The organism is Acinetobacter sp. YH12249 (assembly GCF_013417475.1).
Taxonomy (GTDB): domain Bacteria; phylum Pseudomonadota; class Gammaproteobacteria; order Pseudomonadales; family Moraxellaceae; genus Acinetobacter.
Genome location: NZ_VPDX01000026.1, coordinates 18,827 through 42,116, shown reverse-complemented (window position 1 = coordinate 42,116; position 23,290 = coordinate 18,827). Strand labels below are relative to the sequence as shown.

20 protein-coding genes, 1 tRNA gene and 1 pseudogene are annotated in these 23,290 nt (G+C 42.5%); 12 read left to right on the top strand and 10 right to left on the bottom strand.

Going from position 1 to position 23,290, the window contains the following annotated elements; genetic code table 11:
• Nucleotides 1-120: 120 nt before the first annotated feature.
• Nucleotides 121-459, bottom strand: a pseudogene (locus FTV25_RS12915) (molecular chaperone DnaJ); the annotation flags it as partial.
• 142 nt (nucleotides 460-601) lie between these two features.
• Nucleotides 602-1,288, bottom strand: coding sequence for a carbonic anhydrase (locus FTV25_RS12910; protein ID WP_180002484.1), 687 nt, complete (start codon nucleotides 1,286-1,288; stop codon nucleotides 602-604).
• A 478-nt stretch (nucleotides 1,289-1,766) separates the two neighbouring features.
• Here FTV25_RS12910 and FTV25_RS12905 point away from each other — a divergent pair, with 478 nt between their 5' ends.
• Nucleotides 1,767-2,444, top strand: a complete 678-nt coding sequence (locus FTV25_RS12905; protein ID WP_180002480.1) for a DUF421 domain-containing protein — start codon at nucleotides 1,767-1,769, stop codon at nucleotides 2,442-2,444.
• Here the strand turns inward: FTV25_RS12905 and FTV25_RS12900 are convergent.
• The 3 genes from FTV25_RS12900 to FTV25_RS12890 all read right to left on the bottom strand — a co-directional run bounded on the left by FTV25_RS12900 (nucleotide 2,441) and on the right by FTV25_RS12890 (nucleotide 5,784).
• Complete coding sequence (locus FTV25_RS12900) at nucleotides 2,441-3,142, bottom strand: HAD family hydrolase (protein WP_180002479.1); 702 nt, start codon at nucleotides 3,140-3,142, stop codon at nucleotides 2,441-2,443. The genes FTV25_RS12905 and FTV25_RS12900 overlap by 4 nt on opposite strands.
• 136 nt (nucleotides 3,143-3,278) lie before the next feature.
• Entirely contained in the window at nucleotides 3,279-4,406 is a 1,128-nt protein-coding gene (locus FTV25_RS12895; protein ID WP_005234516.1) for a porin, read from the bottom strand.
• A gap of 136 nt (nucleotides 4,407-4,542) precedes the next feature.
• Entirely contained in the window at nucleotides 4,543-5,784 is a 1,242-nt protein-coding gene (locus tag FTV25_RS12890; protein WP_180002478.1) for an MFS transporter, read from the bottom strand.
• A gap of 133 nt (nucleotides 5,785-5,917) precedes the next feature.
• On the opposite strand from FTV25_RS12890, the gene FTV25_RS12885 reads away from it, so the two are divergent.
• The 5 genes from FTV25_RS12885 (at nucleotide 5,918) to putP (ending at nucleotide 10,693) form a co-directional block, all read left to right on the top strand.
• Complete coding sequence (locus FTV25_RS12885; protein WP_159122843.1) at nucleotides 5,918-6,547, top strand: 1-acyl-sn-glycerol-3-phosphate acyltransferase; 630 nt, start codon at nucleotides 5,918-5,920, stop codon at nucleotides 6,545-6,547.
• Nucleotides 6,548-6,611: 64 nt separating this feature from the next.
• Nucleotides 6,612-7,529 (top strand): patatin-like phospholipase family protein, encoded by a 918-nt coding sequence (locus FTV25_RS12880; RefSeq protein ID WP_004783071.1) that lies wholly within the window; start codon nucleotides 6,612-6,614, stop codon nucleotides 7,527-7,529.
• Nucleotides 7,530-7,630: 101 nt separating this feature from the next.
• Nucleotides 7,631-8,113 carry an NfeD family protein gene (locus FTV25_RS12875; RefSeq protein ID WP_180002477.1) on the top strand — a complete coding sequence of 161 codons (483 nt, stop codon included), beginning with the start codon at nucleotides 7,631-7,633 and terminating at the stop codon, nucleotides 8,111-8,113.
• 3 nt (nucleotides 8,114-8,116) lie between these two features.
• The gene (locus FTV25_RS12870; protein ID WP_180002476.1) at nucleotides 8,117-8,968 is read left to right on the top strand and encodes an SPFH domain-containing protein; all 852 of its coding nucleotides are present in this window, start codon (nucleotides 8,117-8,119) and stop codon (nucleotides 8,966-8,968) included.
• Between the two features lie 213 nt (nucleotides 8,969-9,181).
• Nucleotides 9,182-10,693 (top strand): sodium/proline symporter PutP, encoded by a 1,512-nt coding sequence (putP, locus tag FTV25_RS12865; protein WP_159122845.1) that lies wholly within the window; start codon nucleotides 9,182-9,184, stop codon nucleotides 10,691-10,693.
• An 83-nt stretch (nucleotides 10,694-10,776) separates the two neighbouring features.
• On the opposite strand, the gene FTV25_RS12860 is transcribed toward putP, so the two are convergent.
• Together FTV25_RS12860 and prpF are read right to left on the bottom strand one after the other, a co-directional pair.
• On the bottom strand, nucleotides 10,777-11,685 hold the full coding sequence (locus FTV25_RS12860) for a polyprenyl synthetase family protein (RefSeq protein WP_004783076.1): 909 nt from the start codon (nucleotides 11,683-11,685) through the stop codon (nucleotides 10,777-10,779).
• 225 nt (nucleotides 11,686-11,910) lie between these two features.
• Entirely contained in the window at nucleotides 11,911-13,101 is a 1,191-nt protein-coding gene (gene prpF / locus FTV25_RS12855; protein ID WP_180002475.1) for a 2-methylaconitate cis-trans isomerase PrpF, read from the bottom strand.
• A 332-nt stretch (nucleotides 13,102-13,433) separates the two neighbouring features.
• Here prpF and FTV25_RS12850 point away from each other — a divergent pair, with 332 nt between their 5' ends.
• The 4 genes from FTV25_RS12850 (at nucleotide 13,434) to FTV25_RS12835 (ending at nucleotide 18,157) form a co-directional block, all read left to right on the top strand.
• Nucleotides 13,434-14,786 (top strand): amino acid permease, encoded by a 1,353-nt coding sequence (locus tag FTV25_RS12850; RefSeq protein WP_004783078.1) that lies wholly within the window; start codon nucleotides 13,434-13,436, stop codon nucleotides 14,784-14,786.
• A gap of 90 nt (nucleotides 14,787-14,876) precedes the next feature.
• Nucleotides 14,877-14,952: transfer RNA gene (locus FTV25_RS12845), tRNA-Arg, on the top strand.
• Between the two features lie 337 nt (nucleotides 14,953-15,289).
• The gene (locus tag FTV25_RS12840; protein WP_180002474.1) at nucleotides 15,290-16,618 is read left to right on the top strand and encodes an OmpP1/FadL family transporter; all 1,329 of its coding nucleotides are present in this window, start codon (nucleotides 15,290-15,292) and stop codon (nucleotides 16,616-16,618) included.
• A 321-nt stretch (nucleotides 16,619-16,939) separates the two neighbouring features.
• Entirely contained in the window at nucleotides 16,940-18,157 is a 1,218-nt protein-coding gene (locus FTV25_RS12835) for an OmpP1/FadL family transporter (protein WP_180002473.1), read from the top strand.
• A 70-nt stretch (nucleotides 18,158-18,227) separates the two neighbouring features.
• On the opposite strand, the gene thrH is transcribed toward FTV25_RS12835, so the two are convergent.
• Complete coding sequence (gene thrH, locus FTV25_RS12830; protein ID WP_179993412.1) at nucleotides 18,228-18,845, bottom strand: bifunctional phosphoserine phosphatase/homoserine phosphotransferase ThrH; 618 nt, start codon at nucleotides 18,843-18,845, stop codon at nucleotides 18,228-18,230.
• Nucleotides 18,846-19,053: 208 nt separating this feature from the next.
• Between thrH and FTV25_RS12825 the strand changes: the two genes are divergently transcribed.
• Together FTV25_RS12825 and FTV25_RS12820 are read left to right on the top strand one after the other, a co-directional pair.
• Nucleotides 19,054-19,788 (top strand): phosphoadenylyl-sulfate reductase, encoded by a 735-nt coding sequence (locus FTV25_RS12825; protein ID WP_180002472.1) that lies wholly within the window; start codon nucleotides 19,054-19,056, stop codon nucleotides 19,786-19,788.
• A 172-nt stretch (nucleotides 19,789-19,960) separates the two neighbouring features.
• Nucleotides 19,961-21,343: a wax ester/triacylglycerol synthase family O-acyltransferase gene (locus tag FTV25_RS12820; protein WP_004783088.1), complete on the top strand. Its 1,383-nt coding sequence runs from the start codon at nucleotides 19,961-19,963 to the stop codon at nucleotides 21,341-21,343.
• Nucleotides 21,344-21,500: 157 nt separating this feature from the next.
• Here the strand turns inward: FTV25_RS12820 and FTV25_RS12815 are convergent, their stop codons facing one another.
• Together FTV25_RS12815 and rng are read right to left on the bottom strand one after the other, a co-directional pair.
• Complete coding sequence (locus FTV25_RS12815) at nucleotides 21,501-21,674, bottom strand: PA1571 family protein (protein ID WP_004783090.1); 174 nt, start codon at nucleotides 21,672-21,674, stop codon at nucleotides 21,501-21,503.
• A gap of 132 nt (nucleotides 21,675-21,806) precedes the next feature.
• Nucleotides 21,807-23,261 (bottom strand): ribonuclease G, encoded by a 1,455-nt coding sequence (gene rng, locus FTV25_RS12810; RefSeq protein ID WP_005234484.1) that lies wholly within the window; start codon nucleotides 23,259-23,261, stop codon nucleotides 21,807-21,809.
• Nucleotides 23,262-23,290 lie beyond the last annotated feature (29 nt).

Genomic DNA, 23,290 nt, shown 5'->3' with positions numbered 1-23,290 from the left:
GAGGATCAGAAAGCTTGTTTGAATCGATGTATTTCATCCGCAGATTATGCACGAATGCTAAGAAATCCGGAGTGCAAATATTAACCAAAAAGAAGATCGTTTTTTGATTTATGAAAGAGATCTATAGGCTTCTTGCGCTGACATCGCCTGAGAATCTTGCAGATAATCTGCCAGGTATTGAATCTTCTCATCCAGTACTACCAACTCGGCCTTGGTAAAATTTGTTTCCTGTAAGTGGTTCCAGAGCTGTTCGAGCTGCTCAAACAGCACACCATGCAATTCATGATAGACCGGCATGAAAGTTTTATGCGTATATTGCTGTAGGTCTTCTTCAGCCTGTTGCCATTGTTTTAACTCCAACTTCTGCTGTTCGATTTTATCAATCAGACGATCCAGCTTCTTCTGCTGTGGCGAAAGCGCTGTGAATGGCTGGATCATGGTTTTTAAGTCAAAGAGCATGGCAGCAGAAAGACCCAAGGAAATCTTATCTATATTAATTCTTTCAGCATTCGCCACAAAGTTCTTTTCACCTTAGGCTATTGAAATTTGTATCAGAATTAAAAAAAGCAGAACTAAGTCAGCTTTTTCATCCAGATTTTTGTTATTCCAGTACCACACGGCCATTTAAGGACTGCACTGGACGGTTATTTGGATGACCCATTAACTTGGAAAATTCTGAAATCTGGGTCGCAGAGGCCTGTTGGATCTCTTTCAAAATCAACCAGCGCACACCTTCAGAACATGGTGGTGTCGTCAACGAACCACTAAAGCGGTAATAATCCAGATTCTTAGGCAACATCTCATTTACAGGTTGCGGTTTCTTCAAGACGACTTTTTCACCTTGCTTTTTCGGCAAGCGATTCCACATACGTTTAAGCATCGGATTTTCTGTACCCTGCTCAAACATCATCGCCACTACAGCAAGTTCCCCTTGAGCATTGGCATGGACAAAATGAATCTCTAGAGGATAGCTCTTGCCCTTAATCAGGTTCTCACTTGGGCTATGCAGATGAAACTGTTTCAGCACAAAAGTTTCATCATCCAGCTGTAATTCTCCGCCTTGAGCAAAGTCTACCTGAACGGTATGACCTTTATTTTCAATTGTGTGAATCATAGTGTTATAGCTAAACTTGAGCGGTTCCAGTTCGGCTTTGACTGTTCGCTCGATATTGATTGGTGACTGGTTCAGTCCATTACAGGCTGAATATTTCTGGTTTAGAGTCGACCATTGTTCAGGCTGATCATAGTTCCAGTCTGCATCTGCAAATACCGCTGTACTTAAGCCCATAACCGTTAAAAGCGTGAATATCTTTTTCACAATACATCCTTTCTTGGAAGTCAAAATCAATATTTTTAATTTAAAAAACAGATTTTTAGCTTGATCTAATCGCTATATTTTTCAGGGCACAACATACAGAAATTTATAATTATCAAGTTATTTGATTACAAATCATTAAATAGTTCTCATTATTCCTAGGAAATTGCTCAGATTTTATCTTGATATATTTCAGTAGGATATTATTTGTACTGATTAAAAATCACACAGAGTAAAATGTGAACTGGTTCAAATTTAATCTGTTGAATAATCAATCAATATTTACATGAAATATCTATCTTATTTTCTTAAAATCGCTATATCTTTCACTCATAGCAATCACATTCAAAAAACATAATTTATTTTTATTCAAAAACTTACACAATTACAGCAGCAAACTAACAGCCGAGATTGCTAGACTCGGAACAAAGAGTGATCTGGAATAATAACAATGGACTGGGCCACCATATTTATAAATGATACGACCTGGGAATTTGCCACAGAGATTTTGCTGCGCTGTGTAGTGATGTACGCGATGATTATCCTGTTTCTACGGCTGACAGGTAAACGTGGGGTACGACAACTTTCGATCTTTGAAGTCACCATCATTCTTGCTTTGGGTTCCATTGCTGGCGATCCGATGTTTACAGAAGATCTCCCCTTGATCCAGGCAGCGCTGATCATGTCGGTGATCATTTTCCTGTATCGTCTGACCACCTGGCTCATGATGAAATTTCAATGGTTTGAAGACCTGCTCGAAGGCAAACCGATTCATATTGTGGAAGATGGTTTACTGGTCATTGATGAAATTAAAAAAGGCAAAATGTCCCACGATGAATTCTTTGCTGAGATGCGTCAGCAAGGCATTGAACATTTAGGTCAGGTTCGTTTGGGTTTATTGGAAACTGACGGTAAATTCAGCATTTTATATTTCCATCCAGATGATGTTCGGCATGGGCTCCCGCTTTTCCCGAAATCCTGCTGCATTGTCAAAGAAGTCAGACCAGAAGAACTTTATGCCTGTATTTATTGCGGTCAAGTCCAGCATTTAAAAGAAGCGGAACAGACTTGTCCGCGCTGTCACTCTCACCAATGGGCAAAAGCCATGAATAGCCACCGGATTACTTAAAGCTGCTTAAGCCGCTGCAAATGGTCAAAGATTTCTGGTAGTTGCTGAATCTTGTATTGAATATACTCGGCATCCGGATGAAAACCTTGCATCCATAAAGCATGCATACCTGCGGCTGTTGCACCTTGAACATCATTAACAGGATGATCACCAATATAAAGACATTGTTCTGGCGGTACGCCTAAACGCTCTGCGGTAATCTGGAAAATTTCCGGTTGCGGTTTATTAAAGCCGACCAATCCTGAACTGACAATCTCATCAAAATACTCTGCAATACCTAAACCGCGAATGGTATTTAATCGGGTGTCATGGCCGCCATTGGATACAATGGCCAAGCGATAACCTTCAGTTTTAAGCTGTTTTAATACTCGCCCTGCTTGCGGCATCTCTACGGCGAAACGTCCAAACTGACTAAACCAGAATTGCGCCAGCTCGTCTAGATCTGGTGGAGTTAACCAAGATAATTCCTGTAACAATGCATATGCAGCTGAAGCGCCAATACTGCCATGAGTCAGCAATTCCTTTTTGGGATAACCACCATTGTCTATGCGTCGCACAATCTCAATAATTTTCTCAAGTTCAACCTGTGCTAGTGCCGAAGCATAATATTCTGCCAGATAACGGCTATAGGCCTGTGTCGTCAGGTCACGATGCGTCAAGGTATTGTCAAGATCGAATAAAACAGCTTGAATGGTCATAATTTAAAAAGGAATAGAGGATTTTCTGTCATGGTAACAGCTGGGAACTTTCAGGATTAGACCTAAAATTGCTAAGTTTTGTTGTTTCAGGCATAAAAAAGCGATGCCGAAGCACCGCTTTTATTTTGTTCTAAAATTAGAACTTGTATTCGACGCCTGTACCAACCACTGGTTGTTTAGTTTCTAATGAACCTTGTTCAAGTGTTAGATAACCTGCATAGCCATAAGCTTTGACTTGTTTAGAGAAAGCATAGTCTGCACCAACAATAATTTGTTGTGCTTCATAATCAGCTTTAGCCGTAGTAAATTCAGTCGTGTTCTGGCTATATTGACCTTTTACTGTCCAGTTTTTTGCATTTGGCAGGTTGTATTCTGCACCAATTAACCAGCCTTGTGCATCATCAATAGATGCAGCTGCAGCATCATTACCTGCAACACCTTCAACTTCTGAAGTTTGGTATAAAGCACGTAGAGACAGACCACCATCAAGGTTTACACGACCAATCGCACGAATAGTGTTCGCTGCAGCAAATGCACTACCTGCTACCCCACCTGTTACTTCCGGAGCAGAAGCATTTACAAAACCACGACCTGCAAAGTTTGATGGAATCGCTTTGTCATAACCAAGACCTAAAACTACAGGTTTGCTGTCATAGACTACAGATGCTGACCATGCATCGCCTAAACCACGGCCTGCAACTTTAGAACCACCATTGGATTTAGATACACCACTCGCTTCACCAGTTGCTAATAGTGCAGTCGCTTTAAGTTTACCTTCACCTACCGCAAGAGCTGGAGCTTCATAAACTACAACGTTATCAATACGGTTTTCACCAGTAAAAATACCTGCGACATCGGCTTTATTATCAATATAGTTATTAAAAGTATCTACAACCGCAGAAAGCTGTTTTACAGGCGTATCAATTTTACCTACTTTTAAAGCACCCAGTTTTTCATCTTTTAAACCAACAAAGATATTACGCGGTACAAAAGTATCATTACCCTCGCCACCCTGACCATCATCTGTATAGAAGGTTAATTCAGCTTGATAAAGTGCGCTTAAACGGTCAGTCAGTTTTTCATCACCTTTAATACCGATGAATGAATTATTGCTATTTAATTCTACAACGTCACGATTCTTACCTACATTGTCTTCAGGTAGGTAATCTGCAGTTACGTCAATTTCACCATAGAAAGTTGGTGCTGCAAATGTAGTCCCCGCTAAAAGGCTGAGTGCGATTGCTGTTGCTAACTTAGTTTTCATTAAAAAATCCTTTAACTTATTTTGTTACAAATAATACACACGGCGCCTATATTACAAAATTATTAAAAAAATATTTACATATTCTTTTTAATACTTTAGGTGGGGAGTGAATTAACTTACTTATTCATAAGAGATTTTAAATATTTTTCGCTACTTTCATCCATCGGAAAATAGGAATCAGGCAAAAAATCGCGATGATTACGATCAAATTTAGATAGTTTCGGTAACCTAAAGCGTCCCCTAGTAGCCCGCTCAGGCTATAAAGTCCCCCGCTTATAGTAGCCATCAAGGCAACCTGAAAGGTGAAATCAGTCCCTGCCAGATGCTTACGACTGTATTGCATCACCAAGGTCAGCATAACCACTAGGAGCATGGCCGATACCATATCTTCAACAGCATTAATGAGATAAATGATCCAGTTTGCTACTTTGTTCTGGGCTTCATATTGTGCAGCCAGCCAGGCATAAGCGATTAGACTGAGTATTTTCAGAATAGAGAAAATCATTAAACTCCAGCTGCGCGACCAGTATTTCAAACACCAGCCTGCTAGCCCTGCGCCAATTAATGCTGCAAAAGCACCAAGCATGGTGACATAAATGCCAATCTGACTAAAACTCAGTCCCAAATCGACCATCAAAGGTTTTAATAAGGGCCCAGACAGACCATCCGCCACTTTAAAGGTTAGTAAAACCAGCAGCCATTTCGCCAAGGTAGAATCAGCTAAAAAATATTGAAAATAAGCTTTGATTCTAGTCCGAGCAGGTAATTTTTCAGATGATGAAGAAATCATCTTTTGGTGATCCGGCTCTTTAAACCATAACACCGGTAAAGTATTCAGAAAGACCAGAGCTGCCAGCAGTAAAAAGGTCATCTGCCAATGCAAAAAATCGAGTAACCATAGGACTGCTCCGCCTCCAACAATAAAGCCCAAGCGGGAGCCAATCACCTGAAAGGTATTACCCCAGTGTTGCTGTTCATTTTTCAGAATATTGACTGCCAGTCCATCTGTAGCAATATCCTGAGTAGCGCCGATCCCATTCATCACTAACAACGTGATAAAAAAGATCAGCAGATACAGCGGCTGGTTTAAAGCTTGGATCGGCAAAAAAGACAGTCCTATCAGCACAGCGACAGAAAGCCATTGTAAAGGAATAATCCAGCTTCGATAATGGCCTCGAGATTTTGATCCATGCTGATCGACTAAAGGTGCCCAGAAGATTTTAATCGACCATGGCAGCATGAGCAGACCAAAGCCACCAATATGTGCCAGAGATACGCCTTCAGCTCGTAAAATTACAGGTAAAGCGTGCGTCATAAACCCGACCGGAAGCCCCTGTGCCCAATATAGGGAAAACAGTAAAATATAAGTATTCCGCATATTCAGCGCAGGTCCTTAAGGTAAAAATGCTAAAAGCATCCATCATCGCTATACATTTTGCCAATGATCCAGATTTTACAACAGTCTAATATGATCAAAAATAAAGAAAAATACGTTTCAGGATGAGACATCGATGAGTACAACACGTTTCCCAAAACTCCCTCCATTGGTTCCCTCCCGCGGAGGTAAACTGAGCCAAACCCTGTTTAAACAGCTATTTTTGGCTCAGGGCTGGCAGCTCAAAGGCGAGTTCCCTAACCTGCCTAAAGCAGTAGCGATTATTTCCCCGCATACCTCGAATATCGATGCCTGGCTAGGTTTTAATGCCCTACTTGGTCTGGGTATTCAGATTACGATTTTTGGTAAAGACAGCCTGTTTCGTACTCCGCTTAAACCCATTCTGGAATGGATCGGTGTGGTTCCTGTAGTACGCGATACACCGCAAGGCCACACCCGACAAATTGTTGATGTGATTAATAAGACAGACCGAATCTGGGTAGGTATGGCACCGGAAGGTTCTCGCAAGGCGCCAGAAAAAATCCGCAGTGGTTTTTATCATATTGCCAAGGCAGCCCATTTGCCGATTGTGATGTTTTCCTTTGACTATGACATCAAGACCGTTCATATCCTCGGTGTATATCACCTAACAGGTGATTATGAATATGATCTGGAACAGATCTATAAGCATTATGAAGGTAAATTTTCGGCCAAAAATCCGGATTGGGTCGCCAAGCCGTTACAAAAGCTTTTGAAAAAAGACTAGGCAAAACTGGCTTTTTTTGATGTGATAGCCTGAATTTTGTTGATTTAATCGCCAGTTTTTTATAATGAAATTAACCCGTTATGCTCTGATTGGCTGCTTGGGTTTAAGCCTTGCAGCATGTGATAAAGCTACTAAAACCCCAACAACATCTACTCCTCTTCAGGCTCGTGAACCTGTGGTGGCTATTGCGCTCGGTGGTGGCGGTGCCAAAGGCTTTGCCCATATCGGGGTACTCAAAGTCCTCGAATCGCACGGCATCAAACCGAAGATTGTTACTGGAACTAGTGCCGGAAGCTTCGTGGGCAGTCTATATGCCAGCGGCAAATCTCCTTATCAGTTGCAGCAAATCGCCTTGAACTTTAAAGAATCAGATATTCGTGATTTAACCCTGAACCGCCAAGGGATTATTGCCGGACAGAAACTGCAGGATTTCGTCAATAAAAATGTGGCGAATAAACCGATTGAACAGTTCCCGATTCGCTTCGCGGCAGTGGCAACCCGCCTAGACAATGGCCGTAAAGCTGACTTTATCAAAGGCAATGCCGGACAAGCCGTGCGTGCCTCTTGCAGTATTCCGAATGTCTTTGTGCCCGCTGTAATTGGCGGTACAAAATATGTCGATGGCGGTCTGGTTAGTCCAATTCCAGTAAAAACGGCCAAAGATATGGGAGCAGATATTGTTATTGCCGTAGATATATCTGCACGTCCGGACAGCAATAAAGCACTCAACATGTGGGGCGTACTGGACCAGACGATTAATATCATGGGTCAGCAAAGTATCAATGAAGAACTCAGGCAAGCTAATATCGTGATCCAGCCTAAAGTAGGTCATATTGGTACGCTGGATTTAAAAGCCAGCAATGAGACCATTCTTGAAGGTGAAAAAGCCGCGCAACTGAAAATCCGTTCAATTGAAAAAGCCATCAGTGATTTTAGGCAGTCTCCGGCTGCATTCAAGCCTGCACGACCGGCAAAATTTTAATCAGAAATTTTTTATATTCATCTGCTGCAGCATCTGCTACATTGGAAGTAAATCATATAAAGATGATGATTAATTAAATACTTAGCAATATAGGTCACGATATGGAATTAGTTCTTGAACCTTGGCACTGGTTTGTATTGGGAATACTTCTTATTCTGTCAGAATTACTCCTGCCCGCTTTTGCTGCCCTCTGGTTCGGGATTGGTGCCATTATGGTCGGCATTCTGTACTGGATGTTCCCGATGATGGGACTGACCACCCAGATCCTGACCTGGATCATCCTGTCTGTTCTTTGTACCTTGCTCTGGTTCAAGTTTATCAAGCCGCTTTCTATCGACAAGACCAAAGCCGGCTTGTCGCGTGAGGCCACTATTGGCCAAATTGGCATGGTGATTCAGACCGATCTTGAACAGGATCAGATTCGGGTTCGTTTTCCGCTACCGGTTCTAGGCTCGGATGAATGGGATTGCCGTGCTCTGGATAAAGTTCAGGTTGGGGATCGTGTCCGTGTTGTCGATATTCTGGGAAATGACCTGGTTGTACAGCCCCACAACACTCAATATCAAAACGAAAAAGGTGAATAAATTATGCCTGCTGGCACTATCATTGTTATTGCGTTCTTGGCCTTTGTTGCGATTACCATTTTTAAAGGTGTACGGATTGTTCCACAAGGCTATAAATGGATTGTGCAACGTCTGGGTAAATATCACACCACGCTTAATCCTGGCCTGAATTTTGTCATTCCTTACGTAGATGAAGTGGCTTATAAAGTCACCACCAAAGATATCGTTCTGGATATTCCTTCTCAGGAGGTAATTACCCGCGATAACGCCGTCTTGCTGATGAATGCGGTGGCTTATATCAACCTGACAACTCCTGAAAAAGCGGTGTACGGGATTGAGAACTACTCATGGGCAATTCAGAACCTGGTACAAACTTCGCTACGTTCAATCGTGGGTGAAATGGATCTGGATGATGCCTTATCTTCGCGTGATCATATCAAGGCACGTTTAAAGTCCAGCATTTCTGATGATATTTCAGACTGGGGAATCACCTTAAAGACGGTTGAAATCCAGGATATCAAACCTTCTGTAACCATGCAGACGGCGATGGAAGAACAGGCAGCGGCAGAGCGTCAACGTCGTGCAACCGTCACTAAAGCGGATGGTGAAAAACAGGCCGCCATTCTGGAAGCTGATGGTCGTCTGGAAGCGTCACGTCGTGATGCAGAAGCGCAAGTCGTACTGGCAGAATCTTCACAGCGTGCGATTGATATGGTGAGTCAGGCAATTGGCGATAAGGAAATTCCTGTGGCTTATCTGTTGGGTGAACAATATGTCAAAGCCATGCAGGATATGGCCAAGTCTCCAAATGCCAAGACTGTGGTCTTGCCTGCCGATGTGCTGAATACCATTCGCGGTGTGATGGGACGTCACTAAATTTCAGAGATACTTCACAATAGGCAGCCAATTGGTTGCCTATTTTCTTTCAAAATAAGAAAATCTCAGCAAAGATTGTGAATTTATGGTTAAATTTCGCGTTTATTTTTGAAATCCTCTGGATTCGATGTTGCCTGGCTTTCGGATTAAAGTCTTTCGCATCTGTCATAATCCTTGTTTCGATCTACTGTCCAACTTAAAAATGGATACCGTATGAGCTCCCTAAATCCAACCTTAATTACCTTTCTTTTTTATATTGTCGGCATGGTCGTAATTGGCCTGATGGCATACCGCGCGACAAACAACTTTTCTGATTACATCTTAGGGGGCCGACGTTTAGGTAGTTTCGTAACTGCACTTTCTGCAGGGGCTTCCGACATGAGTGGCTGGCTGCTGATGGGCTTGCCAGGCGCAATTTATCTTTCTGGCCTGTCTGAAATGTGGATTGCGATTGGTCTGATTATCGGTGCATGGCTGAACTGGCTGCTGGTTGCGGGTCGTTTACGGGTCCATACCGAAGTCCAGCATAATGCCCTGACCCTACCGGACTATTTCTCGAACCGTTTTAACGATCAGAAAAAAGTACTGCGTGTGGTTTCTGCATTTGTCATTCTGATTTTCTTTGCAATTTACTGTGCTTCAGGCATGGTGGCAGGTGCACGTCTGTTCGAAAGCATGTTCGACATGTCTTATAGTACAGCGCTCTGGATCAGTGCGATTGCAACCATCAGTTATGTGTTTATTGGCGGTTTCCTGGCAGTCAGCTGGACCGATACCATTCAGGCAACCCTGATGATCTTCGCCCTGCTTCTTACGCCAATCGTAACCATCCTGACTTTTTCAGATATGTCGCAAGTTACGCTCGCTTTGGAAGCCGCACGTCCACAGGCCATGAACTTGGTCGGTGATCTGAGTACCATCGCGATCCTGTCATTAATGGCATGGGGTTTGGGTTATTTTGGTCAGCCGCATATTTTAGTGCGTTTCATGGCCGCCGATTCAGTGAAGTCGATTCCAAATGCACGCCGTATCGGGATGACCTGGATGACGCTTTGTTTGGGTGGTGCAGTGGCCGCAGGTTTCTTTGGTATTGCCTATTTCCAGCAACATCCGGAACTCGCTGCTGTGGTGAATGCCAATCCTGAAACCGTGTTTATGGAACTGACTAAAATCCTGTTCAATCCATGGATTGCCGGTGTGGTTCTGGCGGCAATTTTGGCCGCGGTGATGAGTACGCTTAGCTGTCAGTTACTGGTTTGTTCAAGTACCCTGACTGAAGACTTCTATAAATCATTCCTGCGTAAAAATGCCTCACAAAAAGAACTGGTTTGGGTCGGTCGTTTGATGGTGCTTCTCATTGCTTTACTGGCGATCTGGATGGCTGGTAATCCTGAATCTAAAGTCTTGGGTCTGGTGGCGTATGCCTGGGCAGGTTTTGGCGCTGCTTTTGGTCCACTGATTATTCTGTCTTTGTTCTGGAAGCGCATGACCTTGAATGGCGCCTTGGCAGGCATGATCGTTGGCGCATGTATGGTGATTCTGTGGAAGAATACTGTTGGTGGAACAGGTCTTGGTTTTATTCCAGCCGGCATCTATGAAATTATTCCAGGCTTTATCTGTTCTTGGATTGCGATTGTAGTTGTAAGTCTCTTAGGCAAAGCACCAACAGCTGAAATTACAACACGCTTTGAACAGGCAGAACGTCTGTATAACGAAAGCAAGTAATTCAATATAAAAGAAAAGAGGACTTTAAATCCTCTTTTTTATGCTTGTTTTAAGCTGATTTCAGGAAGATTAGTTTATTAAAATCAGCTTTTACGTGTCAGCAAGAACTGGGTAATCTGCATCAGGTCATCGGCTTGACTTTCAAAATGATTCAGTGCAGTCATGGCCTGATCATGTAATTGCTGTGCATAGGCTTGGGCTTTCTCTAAACCCATCAATGCTGGATAAGTTGACTTCTCCACCTGTTCATCCTTGCCCGCGGTTTTACCCAGCACTTCTGTATCAGAAATAATATCCAGAATATCGTCCTGCACCTGGAAAGCAAGACCAATGGCTTGCCCGAATTCACGCAATTTTGGAATGGCCAGATCAGTCCCTTCAAAGATCGTCACCGCTGCCATCATAATCGCTGCACTGATCAAGGCACCGGTTTTATTTCGGTGAATCGTCTCCAGTGCTTCCTGATCAATTTTTTTGCCTTCGGCCTGTAAATCCAGTACCTGACCATTGACCATTTTCGAGGAAGCAGTCGCCAGAATCTGCATCTGCTTCAAGACAATCGCAGGTTCTACTGCAGGCCCCTGATCAAACAGACGACTACCCAGAATTTCAAACGCCATAGATTGCAAAATATCACCCGCCAAAAGAGCCGTATCTTCACCAAAAGCAGCATGACAGGTTGGCTGACCACGACGTAACAAGTCATTGTCCATACATGGCAGATCATCATGTGCCAGTGAATAGCAATGAATAAACTCGATCGCAACTGCGGCACGGCGTACCGCAGCACTATTCTGATTCGGTTTTAAAGCGGCAGTGGCATAACAGAGTGCTGGACGTACCCGCTTTCCTCCTAGCATTACGGCATGATGTACTGCCGACTTTAACGGTTCCGGAATGGAAAAGGCTTCCAAAGCAGTCATTAAATCGTGTTGAATCCGTTGTTGTGCTTGAGTTAGTGCATGGGTTGATACGTCAGTGATAGATGACACATTCGCCTCGAATACGTAGCCAGAATAATAAAATGACAGTTTATAAGTGCCTGTCTGTTATCAGGTATTGTACCTAGAATTGCTTTGAATTTTCAGTCTTAAATCCAAATGTTGTTTCATAATTCTGTATTGAGACTGAAAATTTGAGGTAGAAAATCTGCATCAATAAAAGAACCACCAGAGAACTGATGGTTTTACTTAGGCTAATTTTCTCAAGGAATAATTTTAAGAGAGAACATCTTCAGGGACATGCACCCAACCTTCCATTAGCACACGAGCACTACGACTCATAATGGCTTTTTTCACTTTCCATTCCCCATTTTCCTGCACTGCTTGCGCACCCACTCTTAAGGTACCGGAAGGATGACCAAAGCGGACTGATTCACGCTCCCCGCCACCTGCAACACGATTAACCAAGGTTCCCGGAATTGCTGCCGCTGTCCCAATCGCTACAGCCGCTGTTCCCATCATGGCATGATGCAATTTACCCATCGATAAGGCACGGACCAGAATATCGCTATCTGCTTCAGTGACTTCCTTACCACTAGAGGACGTATAAGTCTTTGGTGGAGCCACAAAAGCGATCTTTGGCGTATGCTGACGTGTAACAGCTTCACTAATATCCTGAATCAGCCCCATCTGTTGAGCAGCATAGGCTCGGATGGTTTCAAACTTCACCAAGGCAGCTGCATCATTATTGATATGGTCCTGTAACTCGGTACCGTTATAGCCTAGATCTTCTGCCTTTAAGAAAACTGTCGGGATCCCGGCATTAATCATCGTCACTTCAAAGCTGCCAATATTCGGTACTTCCAGCATATCGGTTAAATTTCCGGTCGGAAACATTGAACCGCCCTCAGCATCATCATCGGCTGGATCCAGAAATTCAATCTGTACTTCAGCTGCTGGGAAAGTTACGCCATCCAGCTCAAAATCGCCTAGTTCCTGAACCTGACCATTCTGCATCGGTACATGGGCGATAATGGTTTTCTGAATATTCGCCTGCCAGATTCGCACCGTACACAGTCCATTTTCAGGAATACGTGCAGGATCGACCAGATCATTGGAAATCGCAAATGCTCCAACTGCTGCAGTCAGATTGCCACAATTACCACTCCAGTCTACAAAAGGGCGATCAATCGATACCTGACCAAACAGATAATCCACATCATGATTTTCTTGCTGACTTTTAGACAGAATCACAGTTTTGCTGGTACTTGAACTGGCACCGCCCATCCCATCAATCTGCTTGCCATATGGATCCGGGCTGCCGATCACTCTTAATAATAACTGGTCCCGAATTCGGCCTGCCTGTTGTGCAGCAGCAGGTAAATCGTCCAGTTTAAAGAACACCCCTTTACTGGTGCCTCCGCGCATGTAAGTGGCCGGGATTTTGATTTGGGCAGCGAAACTCATGAATACTTTCTTCCTCTGGCTTGTCTTTATTCTGATCAAAATTATTGAATATTTCTGAGACGAGTATAATCGGTTTAAAGCCAAGTAGCTGCCTTGCCCGACCTAAGTATAAAAAAACAGCATTTGTGTCGAGTTAAAAAAACAGCAAACTCATCAGTTACATTTTCAATAAAATTAATATATTGATTCACATATCTTTTATTCTATTTATTTTTATAATTTTTTTTTATAAATACGATAATAATATTTCATCCAGACGGGTGCTCTAGGCTTCTTATCTTTGTTCCATTACAATCTTTATACCTATTTCTTACATTGTCGGGCTGAACACTTTGAATAACGAGTCTTCACAACTTCAGCGTGGCTTAAAGAACCGTCATATTCAGTTGATCGCCATGGGCGGTGCAATTGGCACAGGCTTATTCTTAGGTTCCGCACAGGTGATCCAATCTGCGGGTCCTTCTATTATTCTTGGCTATGCCATTGGTGGCTTAATTGCATTCTTAATCATGCGTCAATTGGGTGAGATGATTGTTCATGAACCTGTAGCAGGTTCATTCAGCCATTTTGCTTATAAATACTGGGGCAAATTCCCTGGTTTCCTTGCGGGTTGGAACTACTGGATCTTATATATCCTGGTGGCTATGACCGAGCTCACCGCCGTTGCAAAATATATTAATTACTGGTGGCCTCATATTCCAGCTTGGACCTCAGTCCTGTTTTTCTTCATCGTAATTACGCTGGTCAATCTCGGCAATGTAAAATTCTACGGTGAATCAGAATTCTGGCTATCCATTGTAAAAGTGACTGCGGTCATTTCCATGATTGTCTTTGGTCTCTATCTGATCCTGACTGCTGATGCATCTTCAGGAGCTTCTTTCAGCAACCTTTGGACAGCAGGCGGTTTCTTCCCGAATGGCTTTGAAGGCTTATTCTATATGCTGGCCTTCCTGATGTTTGCCTTCGGTGGTATTGAACTGATCGGGATGGCGGCAGCAGAAGCTGAAAATCCAGAAAAAACTATTCCAAAAGCGATTAATCAGGTTGTATTCCGTATTCTGGTGTTCTATGTAGGTGCGTTGACCATTCTGTTGTCTTTAGTGCCTTGGAACCAGCTGGAACTGGGTGGTCTGGATAAAAGCCCGTTTGTAATGATCTTTAGCCAATTGGGGATTGACTGGGCAGCACATCTGCTGAACTTCATCATCCTGACAGCGGCACTCTCTGTTTATAACAGTGGTATGTATGCCAATAGCCGTATGCTCTATGGTCTGGCACAGCAAGGTAATGCCCCTAAAATCTTTAAGACTGTGAACAAACAAGGCGTTCCAATTCCTGCAGTTCTGTTCTCTGCCCTGCTGATTTTCGGCTGTGTACTTCTAAACTACTTTGTTCCTGAAGATGCTTTAAGTCACCTGATTTATGTGGTGGTAGGTGCACTGGTACTGAACTGGGCCATGATTAGCCTGACTCACTTCAAGTTTATGCAAAGCATGAAGCAGTTAGGACAAAAGACCAGTTTCCCTGCATTGTGGTCACCTGCAAGTAATATTCTGGTTTTAGCTTTCATTGCAACCATTCTTTACATCATGTGGACACAAGGCTTTAAAGAATCAGTACTGATGCTTCCGATCTGGGTAGTGATCATGTTTATTCTGTTTAAGGCACTGCGCCCTAAGAATTAATCAAAAAATCTTTTAATCGATGATTTTTAAAGTTATTGCTTCGGCAATAACTTTTTTTTTGCATTTTTTACAGTACAATAGCCTTCTTTCGCGCCCTTAGCTTAACTGGATAGAGCAGTTGCCTCCTAAGCGACCGACGTGGGTTCGAGTCCCGCAGGGCGCACCACCCTTTCAAAATGTGATCTATACTTCAAAAAATTAGCGTTAATCTTCATATTTTTAGAATATTTTTTATACAAAAAATCATTTTTTCTCCATTATTTTATTTCTTTTACTTTCAAATACTTATTTCAAAATAAGGCTATTTTTTGGTGCAAAAACTCTATTTTGGTGCTTTTTTAGACTAATTAGTTTTTTCTAGAGCATTTACTCTTATTTTAATTGTGCTATTTTTGTCACATGGAGTAACAAATGATTGCGGATAAATACCCGAAATCTCCAAGAATTTAATAAGTGCAAACAACAACGCTAGATATAAATTTGTACCTCAAGGAAAGACGTAAATGAAATTAAAAACATTAACTACTGCAATGATTCTTGCAACTGTGCCTATGACAGGCGCATTTGCAGCAGCACTAGATCGTTCAGGCCAATCTATTGCAGCCTTCCTACAACCTGGTAACTATGTTGAAGCAGGTATTTCTGTTTTAGACCCATCTGTATCTGGTAAAGCTAATGCAGGTTACACACCTAACGCTGCTATTCCTGCAGCATTAGCTGGTCTTGAGAATACATCTCTATCAGACATGGGTGAAGATTATTACTTCCCAAGTGCAGCATTAAAGTTTCAAGTAGCTGATAAATTATCAGTGGGTCTTTTATACGATCAACCTTTTGGTGCTGATGCAGCCTATTCAGTTGGTGATGCTGGAGCAAACCCAGCATTAGCAGGCTTGGGGCTTCCAGCTGCATTATTTGCTGGACAGGGCTTATTCCATGATGGCCAAGAAGCAACTGAAGTAGAAGTTACAACCGAAAATTTAACGTTCCTATTAGGTTTCCAACCAACTGAAAACTGGAATCTATATGGTGGTGCAGTATACCAGACCGTTAAAGGGAATGTTCAATTACGTGGTACCGCATACGGTTCTACTATTGCATTAGGCCAATATAATGCAGATATGAAAGAAGATTCTGCAGTAGGCTGGATTGCAGGTTTAGCTTACCAAATTCCTGAAATCGCATTAAAAGCATCTTTAACGTATCGCTCTGAAATTGATCACGAAGCAGCAACGAATGAATATGGTACAAGCTTAGTTTTAACTGGTTTAGTTCCTGGACCAGGTGCGGTATATAACGAAAACACTACTACCAAAATTACAACTCCACAATCTGTAAACCTTGATTTCCAAACTGGTATCATGGCTGACACAGTCGCTTTTGCTAATGTGCGCTGGGTAAACTGGGAAGATTTTTCAATTCGTCCTGAACAGTTTGGTACAGTTTCAGAAGCTTTAGGCGCCGCAGGCTTAACCCCAGATAATCCAAATGGTTTTGACTTAGTGGGTTATACAGATGATCAATGGTCAGCTACTGTAGGTGTAGGCCGTAAATTTAATGAAAAATGGGCAGGTAATGTCTCTGTAGGTTGGGATTCTGGTGCAGGCAACCCTGTTTCAACTTTAGGTCCAACTGAAGGTTACTGGAACGTTGGCCTAGGTCTACAATTCTCACCTGCTGCAAACTACTTTATCGCTGGTGGTGTGAAGTACTTCTGGTTAGGTGATGCTAAAGCTCAACCTGCATCAATGTTTGGTACAGGAAACTCTGTGGCACAATTTGAAGATAACCATGCTTTAGGTTATGGCTTAAAAATGGGCTATCGCTTCTAATTCCTGTTAGTTAATAAAAACCACCTTCGGGTGGTTTTTATTGTCTCATTTATATTTTTATACACCCGTATACTATTCGATGCTTTTATCACCAATCAAATTTTGCCTAAATTTTGTTTTTAATATATTTTGATAAAAATTATTATTTGTTTATTTTCATTAAGTTAATCGAAAAAATATAGTATAAATACTCTAAGCAATCATTTTTTATAACCGCCATAGTTCATTTCTTGGACGAAGTGGAGCATTTACTCTTTTTAAATTTGTGTTACTTTTCCACAACTTTTATTAATATTTATGCAACATTGTCAAGGATGAGCCATGAAGCTTAAGCCAATCTCTATCGCTATTCTTCTTTCTAGCCTGCCTACTTCTCTCGTGTTCGCTGCCGGTTTAGACCGTTCAGGCCAGTCTATTCAGGCTTTTTTACAACCTGGTAACTATGCAGAAGCAGGAATTTCTGTTCTTGATCCAACTGTGAAAGGGACATCTAAAGTATCTGCTTTTGAAGGTGAAAAAATTAACGACATGGGGGAAGATTACTATTTCCCCTCTGCTGCAATTAAAGTTCAAGCAACAGACAAAATTTCTTTAGGCTTGATCTATGATCAACCTTTTGGAGCAGATGCAACATACGCTGAAACTGCTGGTTCTTTTGGTAATGGTGTAGAAGGTACATCAGTTGATGTTGACACACATAATTTAACTGCCCTCATTGGTTATCAACCTACAGAAAACTGGAATTTCTATGCTGGTCCAGTGTGGCAAACTGTTGAGGCTGATATTAAATTACGGGGGGGTGCTTATTCTTTATTAAGTGGCTATAACATTCAGCTTAAACAAGAAGAAGCCTTTGGATGGCTTGCTGGATTTGCTTATCAAATTCCTGAAATTGCATTAAAAGCTTCTGTTACCTATCGTTCAGAAATTAAGCATAAAGCAAAATCTTCTGAACAGTCTGATTTAGCTCTTTTAGGACAACAACTTCCTGATGCAGGTCATCCTTTAAGTCCAGCAAAACCATTATTGGCGACTTTAGGTGAAAGAGAAAGCACTGTTGAGGCGGTTACACCTCAGTCGGTAAATATTGATCTACAGTCAGGTATCGCTCAAAATACTATTGCTTTTGCAAATCTTCGTTGGGTTCATTGGGACCAATTTGCTGTGACACCATCTTTACTCGCTCAAGCTTCAGCCTTGGCAAAAGGAAAAGCACAAAATCTGATCGATTACTCTAATGATCAATGGTCAGCAACAGTCGGTGTAGGTCGCAAATTCAATAATAAATGGTCAGGTTCAGCTTCTGTAGGTTATGACTCAGGTGCAGGCAACCCTGTAACGACTTTAGGTCCAACTGAAGGTTACTGGAATGTAGGCTTAGGTGCTCAATATAGCCCTGCTGAGAATTACTTTATTCAGGCTGGCGTAAAATATTTCTGGTTAGGCGATGCCCAAGCACAAACTGGCGGTACTATTGTAGGTGATTTTGAAGACAACCATGCCATGGGTTATGGCCTAAAAATCGGCTACCGTTTCTAAGCAATAAAGAGTTTTACTCTAATAAAAAAAGGCACCCTTTGGTGCCTTTTTTTAATTTCAAACTTAAAAATTAAGCTGGAATATCACGTACTGAAGCATTACGAATCGCTTCTTTTAACGCATCATAACCACGAATTGGCGGGAATTGCGGGAATTCAGCAATCACATTTTCAGGCGCATCAAATAGGAAACCATGATCTGCTTCACCTAGCATCGTGGTATCATTATAAGAATCTCCTGCTGCAATCACACGGAAGTTCAAGCCATGTAATGCTTTTACTGCCTGACGTTTTTGGTCCGGCTGACGAAGTTTATAAGCAGTGATCATGCCCTCTTCATCAGTTTCCAGCTTATGACAGAAAATTGTTGGCCAGCCTAGTTGCTTCATTAGAGGATGAGCAAATTCATAGAAAGTGTCAGACAGAATAATCAGCTGAAAATGAGTACTTACCCATTCTACAAATTCCTTGGCGCCTTCAAATGGCCCCATATCCGCAATCACAGCCTGGATATCATTTAGACCCAAACCATGCTGTTTTAAAATATTCAAACGCTGGGTCATCAACACATCATAGTCAGGAATATCACGTGTCGTTGCTTCGAGCTCTTTAATACCTGTTTTTTTAGCAAAATTGATCCAGATTTCTGGAACCAAAACGCCCTCTAGATCTAGACATACGACTTCCATGAAGCATCCCCTCAGTTGTATTGAAAAAATTTTGCCCTATCATAGCTGAAGAAAAAGATTTTGCACTGTTCTTTTTTAAATCTGTTTTTTTCATAAGTATTTATTTTTTAGTGATAAGTAGCTTTGGGCATTTCTATTAAAATAGAATAAATCTGAAATAAATTCATATAGGCCACGTCATTTCCAAGCCTATGTCGCCAGGACTCATATGACCAAAATCCCCACTATTGCTATGGTAGATGCGCTCGCATCTGAATATGCAGATAAATCACCAAGTGAAATTTTAGCGCTTGCTCTCGACCAGGAAGGCGAAATTGCAATTTCATTTTCTGGTGCAGAAGATGTTGTACTGATTGATATGGCATCGCATTTAGGTAAACCTTTCCGGGTATTTAGCCTGGATACAGGGCGTCTGCATGCTGAGACTTATCAATTTATTGAAAAGGTTCGCCAGCACTATAATATTGATATCGAAATCTGCTTCCCGGAAACAGAGGCGATTCAACAACTGACGACTGAAAAAGGCCTGTTCAGTTTCTACCGTGACGGCCATCAGGAATGTTGCGGAATCCGTAAGGTGCAGCCTTTACGCAAAAAACTGGCAACTTTAGATGGCTGGATTACCGGTCAGCGTAAAGACCAAAGCCCAGGAACACGTAATGACATTCCAGTGGTTCAATCTGATGAAGGTTTTTCTGGTCCAGGCAAACAGTTGATTAAATATAATCCCCTTGCCAACTGGTCTAGTGCGGATGTGTGGAATTATATCCGTATGATGGAAATTCCATACAACCCACTACATGAAAAAGGTTTTATCTCCATTGGCTGTGAACCTTGTACCCGTCCTGTGCTGCCAAATCAGCATGAACGTGAAGGACGCTGGTGGTGGGAAGAAGCCACCCATAAAGAATGTGGCTTGCATGCCGGGAACTTGAAAAAATAATCTTAAAAAACCATCCGTTCGTCGGGTGGTTTTTTTGTGAACCAATCGGCTACAGAAAAATCAGTACCTTTATGCGACAAAATCGCTATACTTTGTAATGTGATACCAATAATTCTAACAAGGTTGCTTATACATGAGCAGCTGAAGAAAATGCAGTGAGGCAATCTACGCTATGCGTCCATTACATCCGATTGACTTTATTTTTTTGTCTTTAGAGAAACGGCAGCAGCCTATGCATGTAGGCGGGTTATTTTTGTTTCAAATTCCTGACAATGCACCAGCCTCTTTTATCCGGGATCTGGTGACTGATATTCGCAATTCCAAATCCTCACCGATTCCTCCATTTAATAACTATTTAAACGGTTTATTTTGGGATGAAGATGAAGAGTTTGATTTAGATCATCATTTTCGTCATATTGCCTTACCGAAACCTGGGCGTATCCGCGAGCTGCTGACTTATATTTCCCAAGAACACAGCGCACTGATTGACCGCGCTAAACCGCTTTGGACCTGTCATATTATTGAAGGCATTGAAGGCAACCGTTTTGCCATGTACTTCAAGATTCACCATGCGATGGTAGATGGTATTGCAGGCATGCGTCTGGTAGAAAAATCACTTTCCCATGATCCACATGCGAAAAGTATTGTGCCACCTTGGTGTGTAGAAGGTCCACGAGCAAAACGTCTGAAAGCGCCGAAAGTCAGCCGCATGAAGAATGTGTTACAGGCGATTAAAGGCCAGCTGGAATGTACGCCACGAGTGGCTTATGAATTATCACAAACCGTACTGAAAGATATGGGGCGTAATCCGGATTATGTGTCCAGCTTTCAAGCACCAAGTTCTATTTTAAATCAGCGTGTCAGTGCCTCACGTCGTTTCGCAGCCCAATCTTTTGAATTCTCACGTTTACGTCATATTTCTAAAGCTTTAGGTGTAACGATTAATGATATCGTGTTAGCGATCTGTTCAGGTGCCTTACGCGAATATTTACTCACACAAAATGCCTTGCCGAAAAAACCATTAATTGCAATGGTGCCCGCTTCTGTACGTAGCGATGACTCCGATGTTTCCAACCGTATTACCATGATTCTGGCGAATCTGGGCACGCATAAGGATGATCCTTTGGAGCGTCTTAAAACGGTACGTCGCAGTGTACTCAGTGCTAAAGAACGCTTTAAGCGCATGAATGCCAATCAGATTCTGAACTATAGTGCTTTTGTCTACGGTCTTGCAGGATTCAATATTGCATCTGGCTTAATGCCAAAACGTCAGGCATTTAACGTGATCATTTCCAATGTCCCTGGTCCTCAGGAACCTCTGTACTGGAATGGCGCACGTTTGGAAGCCTTATATCCGGCTTCGATTGTACTGGATGGACAGGCACTGAATATCACCATGACCAGTTATATGGACAAGCTTGAAGTAGGTCTTACTGCTTGCCGTAATGCTCTACCCAAAATGCAGAATCTATTGACTCATCTTGAAGAAGAAATTCAACGCTTCGAACGGATTGTGGATGGTGAACCCGTCCCAAAGTTGAAAGCGGTCAGTTAGCCGCGGACGAATAAAATCTGGCAATGGACTGCTAAAAAGTGTGTGAGCACTTTTGCCAATCATTTAGTAAAAAATAAAGGGGCAATTTAAGCCCCTTTATTTTATTCTTTTTACAGTTTGAATGAAATTCATACAACCGCAATCTATTTTGGTTTAATTAACTTTTAATAGTACGACATTGTTTCAATAACTGATGGCAGACAGAGCGAATCATAGAAGCTGTAATCTGAACTTCATTCCCGCGTTCATCCACAATATATCCTGCATGCACAGCCTTTGGTTCTAATACGTGTTTCAAGCTTTTATTGATTACAACTTTACTCATACTCATCATAGACTCCTTTTGCTAAGCCTAGAACTGGGAGAAAGGCTTTGGCTAATTTGATGTTTCTAGTATTGTAAATATCAGTAGAGTTGTAAAATTTCAGATGTAACAAGTGTTTAACGATATTCTGTTACAATTTCAGCTGAGAATGATATCGTATTGCTCTTGTGTGTATAAATTTTCGACCTGGAATTTAATTACACGATTAATAAAGTGTTCCAGATCCGCTACAGCTGGGGCTTCTGCAGTTAACAGCCGATCAATCACTGCCGGATGGGCAACCACAGTAAAGCCACTTTGTGATTCATAAGCGCGAGCATAGCGCAGGATTTCCCGAAAAATTTCGTAACACACTGATTCTGCTGTTTTCACATATCCACGTCCCTGACAGGTCGGACAGGACTCGCATAACAAGTGTTCCAAAGACTCACGGGTACGCTTACGCGTCATCTCCACCAACCCCAGTTCAGACACCTGGGTGATCTTGGTTTTGGCATGATCACGTTCCAGCATTTTCACAAACTGGTTCATCACCTCTTCACGGTGCTGGGCTTCCTGCATGTCAATGAAGTCGATGATGATAATACCGCCCAGATTACGCAGACGCAGCTGACGTGCAATGACCTGTGTGGCTTCCATATTGGTTTTAAACACCGTATCTTCTAGCGAGCGGCCGCCCACATAAGAACCGGTATTAACATCAATGGTGGTCATGGCTTCAGTCTGGTCAATCATCAGATAACCGCCAGACTTTAGTGCGACACGGGTTTGTAAAGCCTTTTGCAGATCTTCTTCGACATTGTACAAATCGAAAATTGGTCGCTCGCCCGGATAATGCAGTAAACGGTCTTTCATATTCGGCACGAACTCATCCACAAACTCTTTCAGCTTGCCGTGGATTTCGCGTGAATCGATATAGATCTTTTCGGTTTCTTCATTGGCCAGGTCACGAATGACACGCTGTGGCAAAGGCAGCTCTTCAAAGATCAATGAAGGCACTGCAATAACTTTTTGTTTGCGCTGGATGTATTCCCACAGTTTGGCTAAGTAAGCCATATCTTGGGCAATCGCCTCTTCTTCAATGCCATCCGCAGCAGTACGGACAATCACGGAGCCAGGCAACTTGTGTTCTGCCTGAATACGCTCAATGATCGAGCGTAAACGATTGCGTTCATCTTCGGATTCAATCCGCTGCGATACGCCAATATGATTGCCATATGGCATCAGGACCAAATAACGTGAAGGAATAGAAAGATCAGTAGATAGGCGTGCGCCCTTGGTACCGAGCATGTCTTTCATCACCTGAACGGTAAGAATCAGACCCGGCTGCAGCAGTTCGAATACATTCGGCGTTGGCTGGTTACGTGGCCAGACCATGTCATTGATATGCAAAAATGCCGTTCTGGACAGGCCAATATCGACAAAAGCGGCCTGCATGCCCGGCAAGACCCGGACCACTTTTCCTTTATAGATATTCCCGACCAATCCGCGCTTGGCCGTACGCTCGACAAACAGTTCATTCACCGTGCCGTTTTCAATCAACGCCACCCGACATTCCATCGGTGTGACGTTAATCAACAACTCGTCAGACATAACAACACTCAAAACATTATAAGAATTCT

What these genes read in the sequence shown, in the direction of transcription:
- FTV25_RS12910 (WP_180002484.1), bottom strand. Translation starts at nt 1,288, where the DNA reads ATGGGCTTAAGTACAGCGGTATTTGCAGATGCAGACTGGAACTATGAT.
- FTV25_RS12905 (WP_180002480.1), top strand. Translation starts at nt 1,767, where the DNA reads ATGGACTGGGCCACCATATTTATAAATGATACGACCTGGGAATTTGCC.
- FTV25_RS12900 (WP_180002479.1), bottom strand. Translation starts at nt 3,142, where the DNA reads ATGACCATTCAAGCTGTTTTATTCGATCTTGACAATACCTTGACGCAT.
- FTV25_RS12895 (WP_005234516.1), bottom strand. Translation starts at nt 4,406, where the DNA reads ATGAAAACTAAGTTAGCAACAGCAATCGCACTCAGCCTTTTAGCGGGG.
- FTV25_RS12890 (WP_180002478.1), bottom strand. Translation starts at nt 5,784, where the DNA reads ATGCGGAATACTTATATTTTACTGTTTTCCCTATATTGGGCACAGGGG.
- FTV25_RS12885 (WP_159122843.1), top strand. Translation starts at nt 5,918, where the DNA reads ATGAGTACAACACGTTTCCCAAAACTCCCTCCATTGGTTCCCTCCCGC.
- FTV25_RS12880 (WP_004783071.1), top strand. Translation starts at nt 6,612, where the DNA reads ATGAAATTAACCCGTTATGCTCTGATTGGCTGCTTGGGTTTAAGCCTT.
- FTV25_RS12875 (WP_180002477.1), top strand. Translation starts at nt 7,631, where the DNA reads ATGGAATTAGTTCTTGAACCTTGGCACTGGTTTGTATTGGGAATACTT.
- FTV25_RS12870 (WP_180002476.1), top strand. Translation starts at nt 8,117, where the DNA reads ATGCCTGCTGGCACTATCATTGTTATTGCGTTCTTGGCCTTTGTTGCG.
- putP (WP_159122845.1), top strand. Translation starts at nt 9,182, where the DNA reads ATGAGCTCCCTAAATCCAACCTTAATTACCTTTCTTTTTTATATTGTC.
- prpF (WP_180002475.1), bottom strand. Translation starts at nt 13,101, where the DNA reads ATGAGTTTCGCTGCCCAAATCAAAATCCCGGCCACTTACATGCGCGGA.
- FTV25_RS12840 (WP_180002474.1), top strand. Translation starts at nt 15,290, where the DNA reads ATGAAATTAAAAACATTAACTACTGCAATGATTCTTGCAACTGTGCCT.
- FTV25_RS12835 (WP_180002473.1), top strand. Translation starts at nt 16,940, where the DNA reads ATGAAGCTTAAGCCAATCTCTATCGCTATTCTTCTTTCTAGCCTGCCT.
- thrH (WP_179993412.1), bottom strand. Translation starts at nt 18,845, where the DNA reads ATGGAAGTCGTATGTCTAGATCTAGAGGGCGTTTTGGTTCCAGAAATC.
- FTV25_RS12825 (WP_180002472.1), top strand. Translation starts at nt 19,054, where the DNA reads ATGACCAAAATCCCCACTATTGCTATGGTAGATGCGCTCGCATCTGAA.
- FTV25_RS12820 (WP_004783088.1), top strand. Translation starts at nt 19,961, where the DNA reads ATGCGTCCATTACATCCGATTGACTTTATTTTTTTGTCTTTAGAGAAA.
- FTV25_RS12815 (WP_004783090.1), bottom strand. Translation starts at nt 21,674, where the DNA reads ATGAGTATGAGTAAAGTTGTAATCAATAAAAGCTTGAAACACGTATTA.
- rng (WP_005234484.1), bottom strand. Translation starts at nt 23,261, where the DNA reads ATGTCTGACGAGTTGTTGATTAACGTCACACCGATGGAATGTCGGGTG.